Origin of the sequence: Halodesulfovibrio spirochaetisodalis, from assembly GCF_001672295.1 — a bacterium.
Taxonomy (GTDB): Bacteria; Desulfobacterota; Desulfovibrionia; order Desulfovibrionales; family Desulfovibrionaceae; genus Halodesulfovibrio; species Halodesulfovibrio spirochaetisodalis.
Genome location: NZ_JXMS01000004.1, coordinates 99,380 through 119,021, shown reverse-complemented (window position 1 = coordinate 119,021; position 19,642 = coordinate 99,380). Strand labels below are relative to the sequence as shown.

The following is a 19,642-nucleotide window of genomic DNA, read 5'->3' as shown; positions in this document are numbered from 1 at the left end:
TTTTTGGTGCGGTTTTGGGTCTCATTTAAGCGGGCGATTAAATACAATTATCTCCGCGTAATGCGGTTGAAAGTTTCAACCCATTCTATTGCGTTGGGTATGGCTGTCGGGGTTTTTTCCGGCTGCTTGCCTATTCTTCCGTTTCAGACAGTGGTGGCTGTTGCACTTGCGTTTGTGGTACGATGCAGCAAAATTGCAGCGGCAGCAGGTACGTGGATATCCAACCCGTTAAACTGGGTTCCATTTTATACTGCCTGTTTTATTATAGGTAACTGGCTTATTCCTATTGATGTTTCGTTCGATCCGCATCATATGGAACTTAAAGATCTGCTTGAGCAGGGTGGTGGTATTGTTATCGTTATGATGACAGGCGGGCTGATAATGGCAGTGCCATGTTCTATTTTGTCCTATTTTATTACGTTCAGGGCAGTTACACGGTTCCGTCAGCGCCGCATGATCCGACTTATCAAGCAGTATAAGAGTAAGCATGGAGACCATGACAGCCATGACAAAAGTGTGGACAGCTGAACAGCAGGCTGATTTCGGACAACAACTGGCTGCCTGTCGCAGGGCGGTTCTCTTTTTTGATTATGACGGTACGCTGGCGCCAATTGTGCCGGACAGAGACAACGCCCTTCCGTATGATGGTGTGCGGGAGGCTTTTGAACGACTTCTTGTAGTCAAGCATTGCCGTACAGTGCTTGTGAGCGGGCGCAGGGTCCTAGAGATTCAGCCTTTGTTGCAAAGTCGACTGCCGTTTGAAGCGTGGGGTTCCCATGGTTGCGAGCACCTCAGGCCGTCAGGGAAGCTGGAAGAAGTAGCCATCTCAGAAAAAGCCAAAGAGGGATTGCAGATTGCAGCCTCCAAGGTCGCATCGTTATTGGCTCCACATGCTATTGAGCGCAAGCCCAGCAGCGTTGCTGCGCATGTCAGCAGCATAAATGCTGAGCTTATTCCGCAATACCTGACAGATGTGGAAGAATTGTGGGAGCCGGTCGCGGAAGAATTCGGACTCGAGCTTCTGGATTTTCACGAAGGCGTTGAGATGCGTGTTCCCGGCATCAATAAGTCCCGTGCGATTTATTCTGTTCTTGAAGAAGAGCCAAAGGATGCTGTCACAGCGTACATCGGTGATGACGTGACGGATGAAGATGCATTCCGCGCGCTGGGAGAGCAGGGACATACTATTCTTATAGGCCGTGAACCGCGCGTTTCAGCTGCAAAATGGCTGCTTCCTGAAAGACCGGATGGTCGACACATAATTGATTTTATCAATGCTGCTGCGTCGTCTTTGTCCTAGTTTAGCTATATATATTTTTACCCCGTACTGAAAAAACAGTGCGGGGTTTTTTATTGAAGATAGAGGTTATTGTCGAATCTCCTATCTGTCTGGCTAGAGCAACGGTTTGTTATGTATTGAGAAATCGTATGCTTCGAAGCATGGAAAGGCAGACGTGACCGTCTGACGTTGTCGTAATGGGGTCGCAATGTGCGGATTTGTCGTCAATCTGGATATACTCTCATTGTTTCAATCCGCATCTCTGGGTATTCTAACAGGCTGAATAACTGTAAAAGGAGTACCCATGTCCAAGACATCTGGAGCCGGTCAGGGCGTAATTGTTGTTTCAAACAGATTGCCAGTTTCGTTAGAGTGCGCAGGTGGCACCTGTCATTCTTCCCCTGTTTCTGGTGGGTTAGTGACAGCATTAACTCCGGTATTGACTGTAAATAAAGGTACATGGATAGGCTGGTCCGGCGCTCCGGATGTGGAGGGAGTGGATGCAGCACTGCGTCTTTTTTCACAGGAAACAGGCTACACGTTACAGCAGGTGGGGTTGACCCATGAGCAGATAGCCAATTTTTATTTCGGGTTTACCAACCAGATAATATGGCCTCTTTTCCATGATTCGCAGTTTGAATGTAATTTTAATCCTGATTACTGGCAGACCTATCTGGATGTGAACGCATTGTTTGCTTGTAAAACGGTAGAAAGCGGCAATGCAGATGATTATGTATGGGTGCATGATTATCATCTTATGCATGTGGCAAAGTATATGCGTGAAGCTGGCGACAATCGGCGGACAGGGTTTTTCCTGCACATTCCGTTTCCGGCTGTGGACAGCTTCAGGCGTCTTCCGTGGCGTTCAGAATTATTGAACGCGCTGCTTGAGTTTGACCAGATTGGTTTTCAGACGCTGCATGATCGCCGCAATTTTATTCAGGCAATTTCTATTCTGGCGCCTCATGTGAAAGTAACCGGACGCGGGCAGGTGGTGACTGCGAAAGTTGGCGGGAGAACAATCAGGATAGGCGCATTTCCCATCAGCATTGACTATAAAAAATTCTACAGAACAGCCCGTTCTGCAGTGGTTCGCAAGCAGGCTCAGCATGTGCACAGTGCGTTGCCGGATAGAAAGATCATTCTTGGTGTGGACAGGCTTGATTATACAAAAGGTATTCCACATCGACTTCATGCCATGCAAAAATTGTTTACCCGTTATCCGGAATTGCGGGGAAAATTAAGCCTGCTCCAAGTAGTTGTGCCGAGCAGGGCGACGATTCCGTTGTATGCGAAGCTGAAAAAGGAAATTGAAAGGCTTGTTGGACAGATAAATGGTGAATTTTCTGAGCCCGGCTATGTGGCAATCCACTATCAGTACAAAAATCTCAATTTTGAAGAGCTGCTTGCGTATTACCGCGCAAGCAATATTGCGTTGGTTACACCGCTTCGGGACGGGATGAATCTGGTGGCGAAAGAGTACTGTGCTGCCAATGTTGAACGTAACGGCGTGCTGGTGTTGAGTGAGTTTGCCGGTGCCGCCGCACAGCTCAGAAATGGGGCTATACTGGTGAATCCTTTTGATGTAGAAGGTGTAGCTGCTGCTATCCATCAGGCATATATGATGGATGAAGGTGAGCGGCGGAAACGGATGGATAGAATGCGGGAATCAATCCGCAAAAACGACATTTTTAAATGGGTAGACAGCTTCTTTGCATCTGCGTTTGCACCATAGTCTACCTGTCTGGATATACATACATGGCACTGGATATTAAGCAAGGACCACGCGCGAAGAAAAGTCTTGGGCAGAACTTTCTGCAGGACAAAAATACAGCCAACCGCATTGTTGATGCGCTTAAGATTGAAGCCGATGACCATGTCATCGAAATCGGCCCCGGCCCTGGAGCGCTGACACATCTTATTCATGACCGCAAGCCGGCATGGTTCACTATTCTTGAAAAAGACAATCACTGGGCGCATGAGCATAAGCGCCAGCCGCCTGCAGGCGATCCGGAACTTCAGGTTGTCCTTACTGATGCGTTACTGTTTCCATGGGAAAATCTTACCTCTGATAAGCCGTGGAAAGTCATCGGGAACCTTCCGTACAACGTTGCTTCTCCGCTTATGTGGGATATTTTGAGCAAAGCCACAGGTCTTAAGCGTGCTGTTTTTATGATTCAAAAAGAGGTTGGTGACAGAATTGTTGCTGCGCCTTCATCTAAACAGTACGGGGCTCTTTCTGTATGGCTGCAGAGTTTTTGTAAGCCTAAACGCGAGTTCATTGTTCCTCCCGGTGTGTTTATCCCGCGTCCTAAAGTTGATTCTGCTGTACTCAGTTTTGTACCTATTCCTGTTGAAGAACGCGATTTTGACCCTGCGGCGCTTTCCTGGTTACTTAAAGTTACCTTCCAGCAACGCCGAAAACAATTGCAGAAGATATTAAAGGGTTGCATTGCTTCAGGTATTGACGATGCATTGGAGAAAGCCGGAGTAGTAGGGACAGCAAGGCCTGAGACATTAACGACACGTCAGTTCCAACTGCTTGCCGATGCACTGAAAAGTTGCCCTAAAAAGTAGGAAAGCCCTAATTGCAAGGCGTTAGAGCGTATAAACCGTTGCATATGCTGCATGCATCTGGTATCGACTAACAAGTTTGGGCTGATATCTCAAATAACAGTAATATTTTTGTAGCTGGAGTGTGTGCGCTTTGGCGAAAATTATTGCAACCCCAGAGAGGAGGACGTGGCCGTGACCAAAGCGGAACTCGTAGAAAGAATTGCTGAGAAGGCGAACCTTACCAAAGCGAATGCAGAACGCTCCCTGAACGCATTTCTCGAATCTGTACAGGAAGTTCTTGTGGCTGAAGGTAAACTGACTTTAACAGGTTTTGGTACTTTTGTTGTTGAAGAGCGCAAAGAGCGCTTGGGACGCAACCCGCAGAGCGGTGAGCCAATTATCATTCCAGAAACTAAAGTAGTAAAATTCCGCCCAGGAAAGCTGCTCAAAGAAGCTGTTAAGTAGTAGCAGGAGGCTTTATTATGCTGCACGGTGAAACTTTGCATAGCGCATTGCCTCAGGATATCCCTTGGTGGATGCCTGACCACTTTGTATTCTTCGGAGCATTTTATGCTGTTCTGTTCGTAATTCTTGGTGGACTCGGTTACGTAATTCTTAAGTCCATTCTTCATGCTAAGCATGATAATCACGGACACAGTCATTAGTTTTGTTTGTTAAAAAAAGCCTGCTAGTTTAAGCAGGCTTTTTTTTATGTGTAAGTAATAAAAAATAACTTGCAAAAAAATAAATACGCCCGTAGATTGTGCTCTTGTCTTGAGCGTGATTTTGCTTGAGATAGTAAGTAAAGAAGGTGGTGATATTTCATGCCAGGCGTATATCTTGATGATAGCGACTACAACTTCGACATCGCGCTTCGCCGCTTTAAGAAGCAGGTAGAAAAGGCAGGCATTCTTTCAGAAATGAAAAAACGTCAGCATTTCGAAAAACCTAGCGTAATGCGTAAGAAGAAGAAAGCAGCCGCCCGTAAACGTCTTCTTAAGAAGATGAGAAAGATGAACCAGTACTAGTACTGTGTTCTCCGCTACGGCGGGTGCATCGAATAGATGCTTCTTAGCGGGGGTTCGTTATCGAATCCCCGCATTATTCTATGCTTTAATTAGATAAGAGTGACAGCATGAGCCTTATTCAGCAGATCGATAAAGATTACATTACTGCCTACAAAGCCAAGGAGCAAGTTGCACTTGGTGTACTGCGTCATCTGAAAACTGCTGCGAAAAATATGCAGATTGACCTCAAGCGTGAACTTACTGAAGAAGAAATGCTTGATGTTGTGATGAAGCAGGCGAAGCAGCGTCAGGACTCTATTGAACAGTTCCGCGCGGCAAATCGTGAAGACCTTGCAGAAAAAGAAGTTGCAGAGCTTGAAGTTTTGCAGACATACCTGCCAAGCCAGCTTTCCGATGAAGAGCTTGAAGAGCTCGTTACCAAAACCGTAGCTGAAACCGGTGCTTCCGGTATGCAGGATATGGGTAAGGTAATGAATGCCATTATGGCAGAATACAAAGGTCGCGTAGACGGTAAGAAACTGAGCGCATCAGTTCGCGCAAAGCTCGCATAGTTTTATGGAGCAGCGTACCATACACAATTTAGAGTTCCGTAAGGTGCTTGAGCGCCTTGCGGACTTTGCTGTTTCGGAGGCAGGCGCCAGTGCGTGTTTGTCTATTGCTCCTGCAGCCAGTCGTGAAGATGCGCAGCAAGATGCGCAATTGTTCAGACAGGGGCAGGAGTGGGCGCGTACTGTTACAGTAACGCTTTCTTCTTTTCCCGACCTTGCAGGTATGTTTGGCTTTATTGATTCGCCGACGGCTGTGCTCGATCTTGATGATTTGTGGGCACTGCGTCAGGTGCTCGTTCAGGCTTGCGATCTGCGTGCTTCTATTCGTGTAAGCACAGAAGACTCTCCATGGCCGCTTTTGCTGGCAATGGTAGATAAATTTCCATGGCCGGAGCAATGTGCTTCGGGTCTTTCCCGTTGTGTTGGGGATGATGGTCTTATCCGTGACAACAGTTCTCCGGAACTTTTACTGGTGCGTCAGGAGATTCGTAGAATCCATCAGACGTGTACCCGTAAAGTGAAGGATTTTGTTAATTCACACGGCATCCTTCAATACCTTCAGGACGAATACATCACACTGGCAAATGATCGGTATGTGCTGCCGCTTAAAAGTAATTTTAAGGGACGTGTGCAGGGGATCATCCACGACTATTCCCAGACTGGTGAGACCTGCTACTTTGAGCCGATGTTCCTTGTTGACCTCAACAACGAACTGGCGGAACTGAAGAAGCAGGAACGTGAGGAAGAGCATAAGGTTCTTGAATTCCTCACAGGCCTTGCACGCGCTAACTACGGTGCGTTGCACGGCGTGTACAGCTTGATGGTGCATGTGGATGTGCTGCTTGCCAAGTGTACTCTTGCCTCCAAGTTCGGTGGTGTAGCGCTGGAATTCAGTGATGAAAACAAATTGCATCTTATGGATGCGCTCCATCCGTTACTTGCATTGTCTGATGGCGGTGCTCTTCCGGTAACGCTTGAACTTAAAAAAGAGCAGTTCGCGTTGCTTATCAGTGGTGGTAACGCGGGCGGTAAAACTGTTTGTCTTAAAACAGTGGGGCTTATCGCCATTATGGCAATGAGCGGTTTGCCTGTGCCTGTTAAAGAAGGCAGCTCTATTCCGTTCTGGAAAAATATTTTTGCGTTCATCGGTGACGAACAAAGTCTCGAAGAAAATGTATCTACATTCACCGCTCAGATCACTAATTTAAGTGGTATTTGGGATACTGCTGATGACAGCACGCTTGTTATTCTTGACGAGTTTGGTGCAGGTACTGACCCGGCACAGGGTGCGGCACTGGCACAGGCTGTTATCGACGAATTGCTGGAACGCGGGGCATACATTTGTGCTGCAACGCACTTTCCTGCACTGAAGGCGTATGCGCTTTCCAATGAGAAAGTTCGTGCTGCATCAGTATTGTTCGACCCGAGCACCAAAAAACCGTTGTACCGTCTTGCGTACGATCAGGTTGGTGCATCTCAGGCGCTTGATGTTGCCCGTGAACACGGCATGCCTGATTACGTGCTTCGCCGTGCTGAGCAGTATTTGCTTATGGATGGTGAAGATACTTCCAGTCTTATTGAACGACTCAACACATTAGCTGTTGAACGTGAGCGTGAGGTAGCCAAGCTCGATAGCGAGCGTACGCGCCTTGAAGAGCGCCGGAAAAAGTTGAACACACGTTACGAGCGTGAACGCGACAAGCTTTTCGGTGATATTCAGAAAGAAGCACAAAGTGTTCTGAGTGATTTAAAAACACAGAAGATTACACATAAGCAGGCGCTGAAAGAGCTGGCTAAAACTCGTCAGAAGCTTGCTGATGCAGATAAAGCTGAGCAACCTAAAGCACAGGCGCTGCAGCCGCAGGAAATTAAACCCGGCCTTACATTGAAATATAACCCTTGGAAAAAATCAGGGGTTGTTGAAGAAATTGATGATAAACGAGGAAAGGTTAAGATTAATCTTTCCGGTGTGGCCATGTGGGTAAATTTACAGGATGTTTCTTTTGCAGATGAAGGAAATAAAACTGTTCAACAACCTCGTACTACAGTAAAAGTTGAGCGTAAAACTTCTTTTAGGGTTGACTTACGGGGAAAGCGTGCTGATGTAGCTATAAGTGAACTTGAGGCCTTTATTGACCGGGCGCTGCTCAGCAATATTGAAGAGCTTGAAGTTGTGCACGGTAAAGGGACTGGTGCGTTGCGCCGTGAGATTCATATGCATCTCAAAAATTCCCCGGCCGTTGCTTCATTCCGTATTGCACCTGCCGATCTTGGTGGTGACGGGATGACAATTGTTGAATTGCGATAATGTCTTCTGGGTATCGTAACGATTCTGGATCAGCCATGACACATAGCGGTTTTTCTGCTGTAAGAGAAATTAAAGCCCGTCTTAATATTGCTGACGTGGCCAGGCGCTACATGGAGTTGCGTCATGCCGGTGGCAGATGGATGGGACTTTGCCCTTTTCATCAGGAGAAGACACCTTCTTTCTCTATTAACGAAGAAGAAGGGTTTTACTACTGCTTTGGCTGTCAGGCGGCTGGCGATGTTATTGACTTTTTCTGTAAAGTAAATGGGTTGGAGTTCCGAGAAGGTCTTCAGCAGTTAGCTGAAGAAACCGGAGTTCAACTAACTGAATATAAGGCTGACCCGCGTGCTAAAGAGGAACGTGATTTTAAAAAGCAATGTTATACCATGTATGAACTTGCAAAAAATCACTTTCGTCAAAATTTATCCAAGCACGATGCACGGGAATGCCGTAATTACATAAAGGGGCGTAAACTTTCGCCCGAGATTGTCGAACGTTTTGAACTGGGCTGGGCTCCTGATACATGGCAATCCCTTTCTGACGCACTGGTTGCACAGGGGATGACGCAAAAACAGGCAGCTGAGGCCGGTCTTTTGTCACGCAATGAACGCGGGCGTATGTATGACCGGTTCCGTGGCCGATTTATTTTCCCGATCAAGAATCTTTCCGGTCAGGTTATCGCTTTTGGCGGTAGAATCATTGGAAAAAGTGATCAGGCAAAGTATATCAACAGTAGCGATTCAGCGATCTACAAAAAAGGTGAGCATCTTTACGGGCTTTTTCAGGCTCGTAGGGCGATTTCTGCAACCAAAAGTGCCTTTCTTACAGAAGGGTATATGGATGTGCTCACTTTGCACCAGTTTGGTTTTGAAAATGCCTGCGGTGTGCTCGGTACGGCTCTGACGCCGGATCAGGTGAAGCGGCTTGGCGGCTTTTGTTCTTCTGTTGATCTCATCTTTGATGGCGATGAAGCAGGGCGAAAGGCTGCTTTAAAGAGCTGCGAAATGATTCTGGCTAAGGGAATGAAGTGTCGTGTTGTTTTGTTGCCGGATGGCGAAGACATCGACAGCTTCTTACACGAGCAGGGCGTAGAAGCATTTCAGCAACTGCTGGAAAAATCTCCTGACGGGCTGTCCTTTTGCACTGCGACCGTGAGTATGTACGCTCCGCGCGATGTCATGGACTGGACTACCCGTTTTTTGAGCAGCATGGAACAGCCGGAGCTGTGTTCATTCTATGTGTCCCGTGTGGCCTCAGGACTTGGGTTGGATGAATCAGAGCTACGCGGACTTGTTGCTCCAAAAAAAGTTGCACAGGCGGCTCCACGTGCTTCCTATTCCCAGCGGAAAAATCGTGATGCGTCCGGCAACTGGAATAAAAAGCAGGGCACTGCGCAGGGAACAGCCCCGCGTCCTGTTTTGGCTGCATCATTGGAAGAGCGAGTGCTGCAGTTTGTTGTGCGCTATCCTCACCATGTGCTTACACTGGAGCAGTATGGTGGAATAGAGCTGTTGCAGTCCTCTTGGGCTGAATCGCTCTGGAACAAAATTTCTGCTTACGGCAATGATGCCGCTGAGTACCTTGAAGGTAAAGAAAAAGTATTTTGGATTAAGCACCGTACTGTTGATACGGCTGCAATGCAAAAAGAACAGGAAGAATTGAACGACGTCTGTATGTTCCTGGAAAGAACTCGCCGCCAACAGCAAGGGCAATCCCTAGTAGCCGCAATGCGGCACATAACAGAGGGGGGCGAACAGGATGCAGAAATGGATTTTCTTCTGGCCTTAAAAGAATCCTTGGGGAGGTCCAATGGGGAATATTAAGGACATCCAGCAAATTAAGTCCTTGATTGCGAAGGGCAAAGTCAACGGGTTCCTGACTTTTGATGAGGTCAACAAAGCGTTACCGGCTGAAGTGAATACTCCCGAACAGGTTGAAGAGATCATCGGGATTTTTGACCAGTTGAATATTGCTATTGTTGACAGCAACAAGATGAATGAAGAAGTTCCTGTTGCTGATGCTGATAGTGACGAAGACCTGTCTTCTGATGACGTTATTGAATTTAACGAAGAAGAAGAGACTACCGATTATGCGTCACGTAGTACAGACCCAGTGCGTATGTACTTGCGTGAAATGGGCGCAGTGCCGTTGCTTGACCGTGACGGTGAGGTTGTCATCGCTAAGAAGATCGAAATTGGCGAGCAGGATGTATTATATGCACTCGTAGAAGTGCCTGTGGCTGTTGAAGAGCTTGTAAGTGTTGGTGAAGACCTGAGAGAAAACCGCGTTAAGTTGAAGGACGTCGTTAAGACCATCGAAGAGGATGATCCGAGCGAAGACGAACTGAACCAGCGTGAGCGCGTTATCAAGCTTCTTGATGAAATTCGCAACATCTACAAAAAGAAAAGAAAGATCTACGACAAGCTTGATGACTGCTGTACGCTTGATCGCAGAGTGTACGGTCTTCAGAAAGAAATTATCCAGTTCAAAGAAGATGTTGTAATTCGTCTTCGTGATATCAAACTGGAAAAAACTCTCATCGACCGAGTTATCGAGACTGTTGAAGATTACGTTCGTCAGATGCATAACTGCCAGCGTGACCTTTCTGCATATATTCTTTCTACTGGTAAAACTCAGTCCGAGATTCAGGTTCTGTTCAAGCAGCTTGATGACCGTGAGGTGAATCCGGTAGTGGCAGCTGATGAGCTTGGCCTTACTGTTGACGAATTGTTCTCCTTTAAGGAAATGATTCTCGGTAAGATCGAGATCCTGCATCGTCTGCAGGAAAAATGTTGTCACAACGTTACAGACCTTGAAGAAGTTCTGTGGCGTATCAAGTACGGTAATACTGCTGCAATGCGTGCGAAACAGGAACTTATCCGTTCCAACCTGCGCCTTGTTGTAAGTATTGCTAAAAAGTACACAAACCGTGGCTTGCAGTTCCTTGATCTGATTCAGGAAGGGAACATCGGTCTTATGAAGGCCGTTGATAAGTTCGAATATCAGCGTGGTTACAAGTTCTCAACCTACGCAACATGGTGGATTCGTCAGGCTATTACTCGCGCTATCGCGGATCAGGCTCGTACAATCCGTATTCCTGTGCATATGATTGAGACTATCAATAAGTTGATCAGGACTTCCCGTTACCTCGTTCAGGAGCTCGGACGTGATCCGACACCTGAAGAGATTGCAGAACGCATGGACTACCCGATCGATAAGGTTAAGAAAGTCCTGAAAATTGCAAAAGAGCCTATCTCTCTTGAAACACCGATTGGTGACGAAGAGGACTCCAGCCTCGGTGATTTCATTGAAGATAAAAAAGCAGTTGCTCCAGCTGAGGAAGTGGTCAACACTAAACTTGGCGAGCAGATTGCCGGTGTACTTGCAGACCTTACTCCTCGTGAGGAGCAGGTTCTGCGTAAGCGTTTCGGTATCGGTGAAAAATCCGACCATACGCTCGAAGAGGTTGGCAAACTGTTTAACGTTACTCGTGAACGTATTCGACAGATCGAAGCAAAAGCGCTTCGAAAACTGCGCCATCCGGTTCGAAGTCAGACATTAAAGTCTTACTACGAGAACTAAACATTCAAGGCGGCTTCATTTGAAGCCGCCTTTTTTTATATGTACGATGAGGTGGGTAATGGTTGCAAAAGCAGTGACCCGTATATGGTGTTCGTTCGTTATTGTGATGTTGTTAGCGGGATATTCTTTTGCAGCAGAAGTATATCAGGTTGCCAAGATTGTAGATGGCGATACGTTTGTCCTTACTAATGGGCAAAGAGTACGTCTGGCATATGTAGATACTCCAGAAATAAAATCTGATAAACGAAAAGAACAGTACTTCGCGACTGATGCAAAAATGTTTTTGACAGAGGTAGTCCTCCATAAAGAGGTTGTTCTTCAAAAAATAATCTCTCAGGATAGGTATGGTAGAGTTGTCGCAATTGTAAATTATCGTAATAATCTCGATCTTGGCTCTTTTCTAGTGCAAAAAGGTGCTGCTTTTGTTTATCCTCATGGTAAAAGAGATAAGTTCTATATTGCTGGTTTGCTACAATTGCAGAAAGATGCAATGCAAAGTAAAGTTGGCATGTGGAAAAGAGCTATTACTTATTTTAAATCTGCGGGGAAGGTAATCGGGAACCGTAGAAGCAAGCGATCCTTTGCAATAACGTGTAGCAATGCACAATCAATTGCAAAAAGAAACAGGGTTTATTTTGATTCGGCTGTTGAGGCATTTTATAATGGATATGCCCCTGCTCGTGTTTGTAAGCTGTGGCCGAATACTACTGATATTCTCTTAGAATAACAGCCGAGGGAGATGCATATAGATTTAATCTTAGATGCATCACAGAATAAGGTATGTATAAGGGGGCAATGTTGCAGTCTAACAACACTTCAGAAAGAATTTGTTATTTTGAAGCAGGTCATAAATACTGTGATCTTTTTGAACGGTTGGGCGTTCCACGTGATGATAGGTGGCGCTCATTGCTCTCATGTTTACGAAGCACCCAGAAATATTCGTATTATTCTCAGGATCAAAAAAAAGCCATTGCGGATTTATTTCGCACCACACTGGAATCAGCCTGTTTTACTGAAGAACGATATACAGTCGTGTTGCGTAAGTATCAGGGGATTCTGGCAAGCTCATATGCGAAGAGGCTTGAAGAGGCTTTGAAAGAGTCTGTTGATCTCGCAACTGACTTTCGCAACAGTGTCTACGCTCATAAGGGGGCAGTAGAGGGGCTTAAGGAGAAAAGCGTAGCTGCTGTTCGCAGTGGCGCTGACCCCGAAGAAGTCATTGCTCAGTTACGAAGCACTTTTGAGGAAGTCATCGCGGTTTTGAAAGAAGATGCAGAACGTCTTGACTTGATTTGCAAGACTGACAGTCTGACTGGGCTGTTTAACAGGCGTGCCTTTGATGAGAATCTCGCTTCCGGTGTTGCAGCATGGCAGTGCAGTTCAACACCGCTTTGTTTGTTATTGCTCGATATCGATAATCTGAAAGATTTTAATGATCAGTTCGGGCATCGTATTGGTGATCAGGCGCTTCAGACATTTTCTCAGATAATGCAGGATGTGGCACATAGGCACCATAAAGATGCTGAAATTCGCTGCTGTCGTTTTGGCGGTGATGAGTTTGCCATATTGCTGCTTGGTGATGCAGTTGCAGATGTTGTGGCGATAGCTCAGTCCATTCTTTCCAGACTTAAAACATATGAGTTTGTTATTAGAGATCCGAAAGGGCGGATTGTGCGTCGAGATGTTAAAATGACCGTTTCCTGCGGTTTTGCATATGCGGCGGATATTGAGTGTGCAAACAAAGCAGAAGCGTTGCTGGATGCTGCTGATTCGGCGCTCTATGAAGCGAAAGGGCGTGGAAGGAATATGATAGTTCAGTATTCGCAAAAAGACGATGACTGCGGTTTCTCTGTCATAACAGGTGGGGGAGTTGCGTAAAATTTATCGAAATGCATACGGTTCTGTTGACAGAACACGCGGAACCGTATAGCCATTTTTGTAACGCGAATTTATTCTCAGGGCAGGGTGTAATTCCCTACCGGCGGTAAATCCTCTTTAGGAAAGCCCGCGAGCGCTTCATTTTGAAGGTCAGCAGATCTGGTGTAATTCCAGAGCCGACGGTGACAGTCCGGATGGAAGAGAGTAAATGCAGCCTGCATTTCTTTTTGGCAGCGTGTATATGCTGCTCTATTCTTTTGCACTGCTTTTTACTTGCCCTGATTCTTGCGATTCTTAAACTTTTTGGAGAATTCCATGAATCAGTCTTTACTTGATCAGTTTGGTACCCCGGAAGAACGTGTAGAAAAGGCTCTTGCTGCATTGCAGCAGGGAGCTGGCGTTATTGTGACAGATGATGAAGATCGTGAAAACGAAGGTGATATGATCTTTTCATCTGAGCACCTCACCCCTGCACAGATGGCTTTGCTTATCCGCGAATGTAGCGGTATTGTCTGTCTTTGTATGACAGATGATAAGGTGAAGCAGCTTGATCTGCCTATGATGGTGGATGAAAACAACAGCCAGTACCAGACAGCGTTTACTGTTTCCATTGAAGCTGCTGAAGGTGTAACAACCGGCGTATCTGCTGCTGACCGTGTACGTACAGTAAAAGCAGCTTCCTGTAACTGTGCAAGCTCATCTGACATCAATAGCCCGGGACATGTATTTCCACTCCGCGCCCGTGAGGGCGGCGTATTAGAGCGTCGTGGTCATACAGAAGCTACCGTAGACCTTATGCGTCTTGCCGGTCTTGGTTCCTGTGGTGTGCTTTGTGAAGTAACAAATGCCGACGGAACAATGGCACGCATGCCGGAACTGGTTGAGATTTCAAAAAAATACGAGATGCCAATGCTTACCATCGAAGATCTCGTTGCTTACAGAACCGAAAAGAAAATTTAGGGCGTAGCGCTACACCCTGCAACACAACGTTAAAGACCGGACTTTCGTCCGGTCTTTTTTTTATTTCTCCAGCTGAGCACGCTGTTCGTGTTCATCTTTGTAGAGCTTGTATGTAATGGAGTCGGCTACCGCCTGCCAGCTTGCCTCTATGATGTTGTAGGAAACACCTACAGTCACCCAGCGCGACAAGTGGTCACCCGATTCAACAAGTACACGTACAAACGATGCTGTGCCGCCTCCTTCCGGAGACTCTGCTGTCATCACTCGTACTTTGAAATCAAGCAGCTTCATTTCAGAAAGTCGAGGGTAGAAATTGCAGAGCGCTTTACGTAGCGCATTATCCAGAGAGTTAACAGGACCGCGACCGGTTGCTGCTGTATGCTCTGTGATTCCTTCAACTTCAACAATGACAGAGGCTTCGGAGATTGGGTCTTTATCTTGCGCTTCTTTGAGCTCCAGTACGCGGAACTGTTTGAGCGTGAAGAATTCCCGCACTCCGCGGCGTCCCAGTTTTTTAAGCAGGAGCAGTTCGACTGATGCCTCTGCTGCTGCGTAATCATAGCCCATACTGGAACGTTTTTTTAATTCATTGAGCAGACCTTTGACAACAGGCTCATCTTTATCCAGATGGAATCCGAATTTTTTAGCCATATTGACAATGTTAGCCCGTCCTGCAAGTTCTGTGAGCAGAACTCGCTGTCTGTTGCCTACAATTTCTGGATCAATATGCTCATACAGCGCTGAGTTTCGGTTAACCGCACTCGCATGAACACCACCTTTATGCGCAAATGCTGACCTGCCGACAAACGGCTGGCGGTCAAATGGCATTATGTTGGCGACATCTGTTACAAAAGCTGATGTGCTCGTTAACAGTGCCAACTTATCCCTGCCAAGAGTGGTGTATTCGTTGTCGAATTTCAACTCAAGGGTCGGGATGATAGAGCAGAGGTTCGCATTACCGCATCGTTCACCGATGCCGTTAATGGTTCCCTGAATATGGGTTGCGCCTGCACGAACCGCAGCAAGAGAGTTTGCCACTGCCAGCTCACAGTCATTGTGAGCATGGATTCCGATACGCGCTTCAGGAAGTGCCTTTGCTACAGCCTGCACAATTTGAGTAACTTCGTGCGGCAGTGTTCCGCCATTGGTGTCACACAGCGTGAGTGTCTGGGCTCCTGCTTCATGCGCAGCGGTGATAGCGGCAAGGGCGTATTCGCGATTTGTCTTGAAACCGTCGAAGAAATGTTCGGCATCAAAAACAACATCGCTTCCCATTGATCGAAGGAACGCAACAGAGTCATGAATAATTTTCAGGTTTTGCTCGAGCGGAATTCGTAGCGCTTCGGTGGCGTGAATGTCCCACGTTTTGCCGAATATTGTACACACATCAGCCCCGGAACTAAGCAGGTTACGTAGGTTGGGGTCGTTTTCCGCTGTAAAGCCCGGGTGATGGGTGCTCCCGAAAGCAGCAATTTTTGCATGCTTAAGGGTTGTGCGTTTCATATCATCAAAGAACGCCATATCAACCGGGTTGGAACCCGGCCAGCCGCCTTCGATAAAGTCTATCCCAAGTTCGTCAAGCTTATGAGCAATCTTCAGCTTGTCGTCATTGGTAAGGCTGATATCTTCTGATTGAGTTCCATCACGCAAACTTGTGTCGTAGATCTGAATTTTTTTCATGGCCCTTTCAACTTTTTTATTCTTTGCCGAGCCCGAAGGCATCGTGCAGTGTTCTTACTGCGAGCTCCGTGTACTTCTCCTCGATAAGGCAGGTAATTTTAATTTCTGAGGTGCTAATCATTAAAATATTAATGTTCTCTCTGCGCAGGGCATCAAAAGCCTGTGCAGCAACACCGGAATGGTTACGCATACCAACGCCGATTGCAGACACTTTACAAACATGTAAATCGTGCAGAACTTCCGCAGCGTTTGTCTCTTTTTGAATTTCTGCCATCAGCTCAAGAGTTTTATCCAGATCGCCGCGTGGAACCGTAAAGGTCATGTCTGTCTTATTTTCGCGGCTCGGGTTCTGGACAATCATATCAACAACAACGCCGCCTGCAGCAAGCGGACCGAACAATTTGGAAGCGATACCCGGCACGTCCGGAACATCACGCAGCGTTACGCGCGCCTGATCCTTGTCATATGCGATACCTGAAACTAAAACGGCTTCCATGCGTGAATCCTCCTGAGTTACTAACGTGCCTGGGGCGTCTGAAAATGTTGAACGGACCAGAACTGGTACTTTATACTTTTTTGCAAATTCGACAGAGCGAATCTGCAGAACTTTGGCTCCCATGGAAGCCATCTCCAGCATTTCATCATAGGAAACGCGGTCCATTTTACGAGCAGTGCTTACAATGTTCGGGTCTGTCGTATAAACGCCTTCAACATCTGTATATATCTCGCACTCGCAGCCTAGTGCGGCAGCAAATGCCACAGCGGAAGTATCTGAGCCGCCGCGGCCGAGTGTTGTTACACGAGCTTCATCAGTGCAGCCCTGGAAGCCGGCAACTGCAAGAACATCATGTTCTTCAAGCAATGCTTGAAGTTTGTCCTGATTGATTCCGAGAATACGTGCGTTACCGTGATCACAATCTGTGCTCACAGGAACCTGATACCCAAGCAGAGAACGAGAATTTACTCCGGCATCTTTCATAAGCATGGAAAAGAGAGCCACGGAAACCTGTTCACCGGTTGAAACAAGAACATCAATTTCAGCCGGATCCGGAGACGTGGACCATTCTTTGGCAAGGCCAAGCAGGCGGTTGGTTTCTCCTGACATTGCAGAAAGTACAACCACTACTTTGAATCCCTTGGCACGAGCGGCAAGAACTTTTTCACGTACTTTTTTCATGCACTCTAAATTGGCAACCGAAGTTCCGCCGAACTTCTGAACCAGAATACGCATACTGATTCCTTTGTCGTTAGAAAGAGAATGAGAATGGTAGATTGAATCTACGTAATAACTATGGTGCTACTAGCATCGAGGTCACAAGTGGTTTTAATGCCTCGAATACTCGGGTAGCTCCTGCCCCTTTTACCAAAATGTCAATTTGTCGTCCTTCTTCGCATGGAATCCAACTGAATTGCAACCATTCTTTCGGGTATTCGTGCTCAGGAAGATTTTCAGCCCACTCAACAAGCATGAGGGTCTGCTCTTCATCAAGCAGTTCATGGAAGGACTCATCAACGCCACCGCCAGCCAGCCTGTAGAGGTCGTAATGGGCGGTTTCCGGTGTGGTCGGGTACAGGTTGTATACGTTAAAACTTGGACTGCTTACTTCAGCCTCATCACCACCGGGGAGGTGCTGTACGAGCGAGCGGACAAGAGTTGTCTTGCCGGAGCCAAGTGTACCTTTAAACAATAAAGTTTGCACAGGTTCTGTAGATACGAGAGCCTGTGCAATATATTTTCCGAGAAGTTCTGTCTCTTCTGCGTTTTTTAAATAAAGAAGCACAGTTTTAGTTACTCTTTGGGTTCTTCCTTTGGCAGGAGTGTGCGTAATATATCCTCTTTGCCTACAATTCCCACTAATTTGCCATTTTTGACAACTGGCAGTGAGTGGTACTTGTTATCCACCATAAGGGTGGCAATTTCGTCAATAGGGGTTTCCTCAGTTACCGACGTGGGAGCCGGAGTCATTGCCTCTGCAACTTTACTTGCAGAAATTTTTCGCATTTCTGCATCCATGTCTGAGCCGGAACGCAGCGGGATAATGCCATCCAGCACCGTAAATAATGATGGAATATTGAGTCGTTTATGCTGATTAATGAGGTCGCTCTGGCAAATTATGCCGACCAGCGTACCGTCAGATTCAACTACCGGTAGCCCGTTGTAACGCTTGTCGAGCATTATGCGTGCTGCGGTTACAATGTCGTCGTCCGGTGCAATAGTCTCTGGGGTCTTTGTCATCAGATCGTAGGCGTTGAGCATAGATACTCCCTTACGGCTTTTGGCAAAGCATGGGCGATTTCTTGAGGCAGGTTGCCTCTGGCGGGATATTCCCGTTCTAAAAATTCGCCGGCAAGCCCGTGTTCATAAACTCCAAGGCAGGCTGCGTCTCGTGCCGGAATTCCATGTGCTAGGTGGGTTCCTAAAATTCCGGAAAGTACATCTCCGGAACCGGCAACGGCAAGTGCAGGGGTGCAGAAAGGGGATATGGCTGTTGCGTAACCTTTCTGTGCGATGCAACTTGCGGCACCTTTAAGAATGAGAACACCTGCAAATGTGTCAGCAAGCAATCCGGCGGAAGAGAGTCTGTCTGCCTGAATTTCACTGATTGTTGTTTGACAGAGTCTGGCCATTTCACCCGGATGCGGGGTGAGAATGTCACTGTCGGAGAGTAATTGTAAAAGATTTTTATCTTCAGCAAGATGATAGAGAGCATCAGCGTCAAATACTGTAGGTGGACGATGCAGTTCTATTAGTTTGTGCAGAAGTGATGCAGCTTCAGCTGAGCGTCCCATTCCGGGGCCGATAACGAGGCTGTCTGCATGGTGGATAGCGTCTTTAAGCGAATTCGGAATCTTGGTAGGCCATGTGTCTGCGTCACCGAGAGCAACCGTTAATATTTCCGGTTGTCCTGCTTTGATTTCTTGCGTCAGTAGCGCAGGGGAAGCAACCGTTGTATATCCTGCGCCGGAACGCATGGCTCCAAGAGATGCAAGATGCGGTGCGCCTGTGAGGCCCTTTGAACCGCCGATAATGAGAATTTTCCCTGCAGAGCCCTTATGCATGGTACTGAAAGACGGGCTGCGCAGTTCAAGTATATGCTCTGTAATACCTACGCATGATGAGGGGTGTGAATCACGTACTTGTGCAGGTATGCCGATGGGACGTACGTGCAGATCGCCTGTCCATGTTGAAGCTTCAGGCATCATAAGGCCGCACTTTGCGGCTTCAAATGTAACGGTGGCGTCTGCCTGGACCGCTATGGGGTCAGCTGTTCCAAGGCGTCCGTGCAGGCCGGAAGGGATATCCAGAGCAAAGACAAAAGCAGTTTTTCCCAGCCTATTGATGTGTTCAATAAGAGTTGCTTTGTCGGAAGAAAGGGTACCGCGCATGCCAGTACCGAGAAGGCCATCGATGATGATGTCCGGCTGCTCTCCTTGTAAAAGGCGTGCAGCATTCTCTGCGGTAAGTCGTGTGTGAGGCGTCCCCATGGTTCTGGCGAGCTTGAAGTGGTAGCCGGTTGTCTTGCGGTACTCCCGCACAGGCTTGGTATGGAGAAGAAGAACCTTGGCTCCAAGATTATGCAGGTGTCTTGCCACAGCTGCGGCATCTCCACCATTGTTACCGCTGCCCATAAACGCGAGCACTCGTTTGCCTGCAACAGAACCCGTCAGCCGGAGAAGCACATGTAATGCTTCCCGGCTGGCGTTTTCCATAAGAATTTCTTCGCGGATACCGAAGGTAGTGATTGCCTGAGTATCCCAGCTGTTCATCTCTGCCGGTGTGGGCAGGGGAATGTATGCCATTGAGCCTCCGCTTTCGCGATAG

19 protein-coding genes and 1 riboswitch are annotated in these 19,642 nt (G+C 47.2%); of the genes, 14 read left to right on the top strand and 5 right to left on the bottom strand.

Annotated elements, in window-relative coordinates; genetic code table 11:
- The first annotated feature begins 6 nt into the window (after nucleotides 1-6).
- From SP90_RS03660 to ribB, 14 genes are all read left to right on the top strand, one after another.
- Nucleotides 7-528, top strand: coding sequence for a DUF2062 domain-containing protein (locus SP90_RS03660; protein WP_066852717.1), 522 nt, complete (start codon nucleotides 7-9; stop codon nucleotides 526-528).
- Nucleotides 488-1,300, top strand: coding sequence for a trehalose-phosphatase (gene otsB, locus SP90_RS03655; RefSeq protein WP_082936275.1), 813 nt, complete (start codon nucleotides 488-490; stop codon nucleotides 1,298-1,300). The genes SP90_RS03660 and otsB overlap by 41 nt, the downstream gene beginning before the upstream one ends.
- Nucleotides 1,301-1,583: 283 nt before the next feature.
- Nucleotides 1,584-3,014, top strand: coding sequence for an alpha,alpha-trehalose-phosphate synthase (UDP-forming) (locus tag SP90_RS03650; protein WP_066852711.1), 1,431 nt, complete (start codon nucleotides 1,584-1,586; stop codon nucleotides 3,012-3,014).
- Nucleotides 3,015-3,037: 23 nt separating this feature from the next.
- Complete coding sequence (rsmA, locus tag SP90_RS03645) at nucleotides 3,038-3,856, top strand: 16S rRNA (adenine(1518)-N(6)/adenine(1519)-N(6))-dimethyltransferase RsmA (protein ID WP_066852708.1); 819 nt, start codon at nucleotides 3,038-3,040, stop codon at nucleotides 3,854-3,856.
- Between the two features lie 171 nt (nucleotides 3,857-4,027).
- Entirely contained in the window at nucleotides 4,028-4,300 is a 273-nt protein-coding gene (locus tag SP90_RS03640) for an HU family DNA-binding protein (protein ID WP_066852705.1), read from the top strand.
- Between the two features lie 17 nt (nucleotides 4,301-4,317).
- On the top strand, nucleotides 4,318-4,500 hold the full coding sequence (locus SP90_RS03635; RefSeq protein ID WP_066852701.1) for a hypothetical protein: 183 nt from the start codon (nucleotides 4,318-4,320) through the stop codon (nucleotides 4,498-4,500).
- 159 nt (nucleotides 4,501-4,659) lie between these two features.
- Nucleotides 4,660-4,863 (top strand): 30S ribosomal protein S21, encoded by a 204-nt coding sequence (gene rpsU, locus SP90_RS03630; RefSeq protein ID WP_066852698.1) that lies wholly within the window; start codon nucleotides 4,660-4,662, stop codon nucleotides 4,861-4,863.
- Between the two features lie 107 nt (nucleotides 4,864-4,970).
- Complete coding sequence (locus tag SP90_RS03625; protein ID WP_066852695.1) at nucleotides 4,971-5,414, top strand: GatB/YqeY domain-containing protein; 444 nt, start codon at nucleotides 4,971-4,973, stop codon at nucleotides 5,412-5,414.
- Between the two features lie 4 nt (nucleotides 5,415-5,418).
- Nucleotides 5,419-7,719 (top strand): endonuclease MutS2, encoded by a 2,301-nt coding sequence (locus tag SP90_RS03620; RefSeq protein WP_066852692.1) that lies wholly within the window; start codon nucleotides 5,419-5,421, stop codon nucleotides 7,717-7,719.
- A 35-nt stretch (nucleotides 7,720-7,754) separates the two neighbouring features.
- Complete coding sequence (dnaG, locus tag SP90_RS03615; RefSeq protein ID WP_066852689.1) at nucleotides 7,755-9,542, top strand: DNA primase; 1,788 nt, start codon at nucleotides 7,755-7,757, stop codon at nucleotides 9,540-9,542.
- Nucleotides 9,529-11,301, top strand: a complete 1,773-nt coding sequence (gene rpoD / locus SP90_RS03610) for an RNA polymerase sigma factor RpoD (RefSeq protein ID WP_066852686.1) — start codon at nucleotides 9,529-9,531, stop codon at nucleotides 11,299-11,301. The genes dnaG and rpoD overlap by 14 nt, the downstream gene beginning before the upstream one ends.
- Nucleotides 11,302-11,359: 58 nt before the next feature.
- Nucleotides 11,360-12,028, top strand: coding sequence for a thermonuclease family protein (locus tag SP90_RS03605; protein ID WP_066852683.1), 669 nt, complete (start codon nucleotides 11,360-11,362; stop codon nucleotides 12,026-12,028).
- A 68-nt stretch (nucleotides 12,029-12,096) separates the two neighbouring features.
- The gene (locus SP90_RS03600) at nucleotides 12,097-13,179 is read left to right on the top strand and encodes a GGDEF domain-containing protein (protein WP_231895526.1); all 1,083 of its coding nucleotides are present in this window, start codon (nucleotides 12,097-12,099) and stop codon (nucleotides 13,177-13,179) included.
- A 69-nt stretch (nucleotides 13,180-13,248) separates the two neighbouring features.
- A riboswitch (FMN riboswitch) is annotated at nucleotides 13,249-13,389 on the top strand.
- Between the two features lie 105 nt (nucleotides 13,390-13,494).
- On the top strand, nucleotides 13,495-14,139 hold the full coding sequence (gene ribB, locus SP90_RS03595) for a 3,4-dihydroxy-2-butanone-4-phosphate synthase (RefSeq protein ID WP_066852681.1): 645 nt from the start codon (nucleotides 13,495-13,497) through the stop codon (nucleotides 14,137-14,139).
- 60 nt (nucleotides 14,140-14,199) lie between these two features.
- Here ribB and cimA read toward each other — a convergent pair whose 3' ends face one another.
- Genes cimA through SP90_RS03570 form a run of 5 tightly spaced genes read right to left on the bottom strand, consistent with a single transcriptional unit; the run spans nucleotide 14,200 to nucleotide 19,620 of the window.
- Nucleotides 14,200-15,819 carry a citramalate synthase gene (gene cimA, locus SP90_RS03590; protein WP_066852852.1) on the bottom strand — a complete coding sequence of 540 codons (1,620 nt, stop codon included), beginning with the start codon at nucleotides 15,817-15,819 and terminating at the stop codon, nucleotides 14,200-14,202.
- Nucleotides 15,820-15,835: 16 nt separating this feature from the next.
- Nucleotides 15,836-17,050 carry an aspartate kinase gene (locus tag SP90_RS03585; RefSeq protein ID WP_066852678.1) on the bottom strand — a complete coding sequence of 405 codons (1,215 nt, stop codon included), beginning with the start codon at nucleotides 17,048-17,050 and terminating at the stop codon, nucleotides 15,836-15,838.
- A 58-nt stretch (nucleotides 17,051-17,108) separates the two neighbouring features.
- Nucleotides 17,109-17,600 carry a tRNA (adenosine(37)-N6)-threonylcarbamoyltransferase complex ATPase subunit type 1 TsaE gene (gene tsaE / locus SP90_RS03580; RefSeq protein ID WP_066852675.1) on the bottom strand — a complete coding sequence of 164 codons (492 nt, stop codon included), beginning with the start codon at nucleotides 17,598-17,600 and terminating at the stop codon, nucleotides 17,109-17,111.
- 8 nt (nucleotides 17,601-17,608) lie between these two features.
- Nucleotides 17,609-18,076, bottom strand: coding sequence for a CBS domain-containing protein (locus tag SP90_RS03575; protein WP_066852672.1), 468 nt, complete (start codon nucleotides 18,074-18,076; stop codon nucleotides 17,609-17,611).
- A complete protein-coding gene (locus tag SP90_RS03570) occupies nucleotides 18,055-19,620 on the bottom strand; it encodes a bifunctional ADP-dependent NAD(P)H-hydrate dehydratase/NAD(P)H-hydrate epimerase (RefSeq protein WP_066852670.1) in 1,566 nt (521 codons plus the stop codon). The genes SP90_RS03575 and SP90_RS03570 overlap by 22 nt, the downstream gene beginning before the upstream one ends.
- Nucleotides 19,621-19,642: the final 22 nt, after the last annotated feature.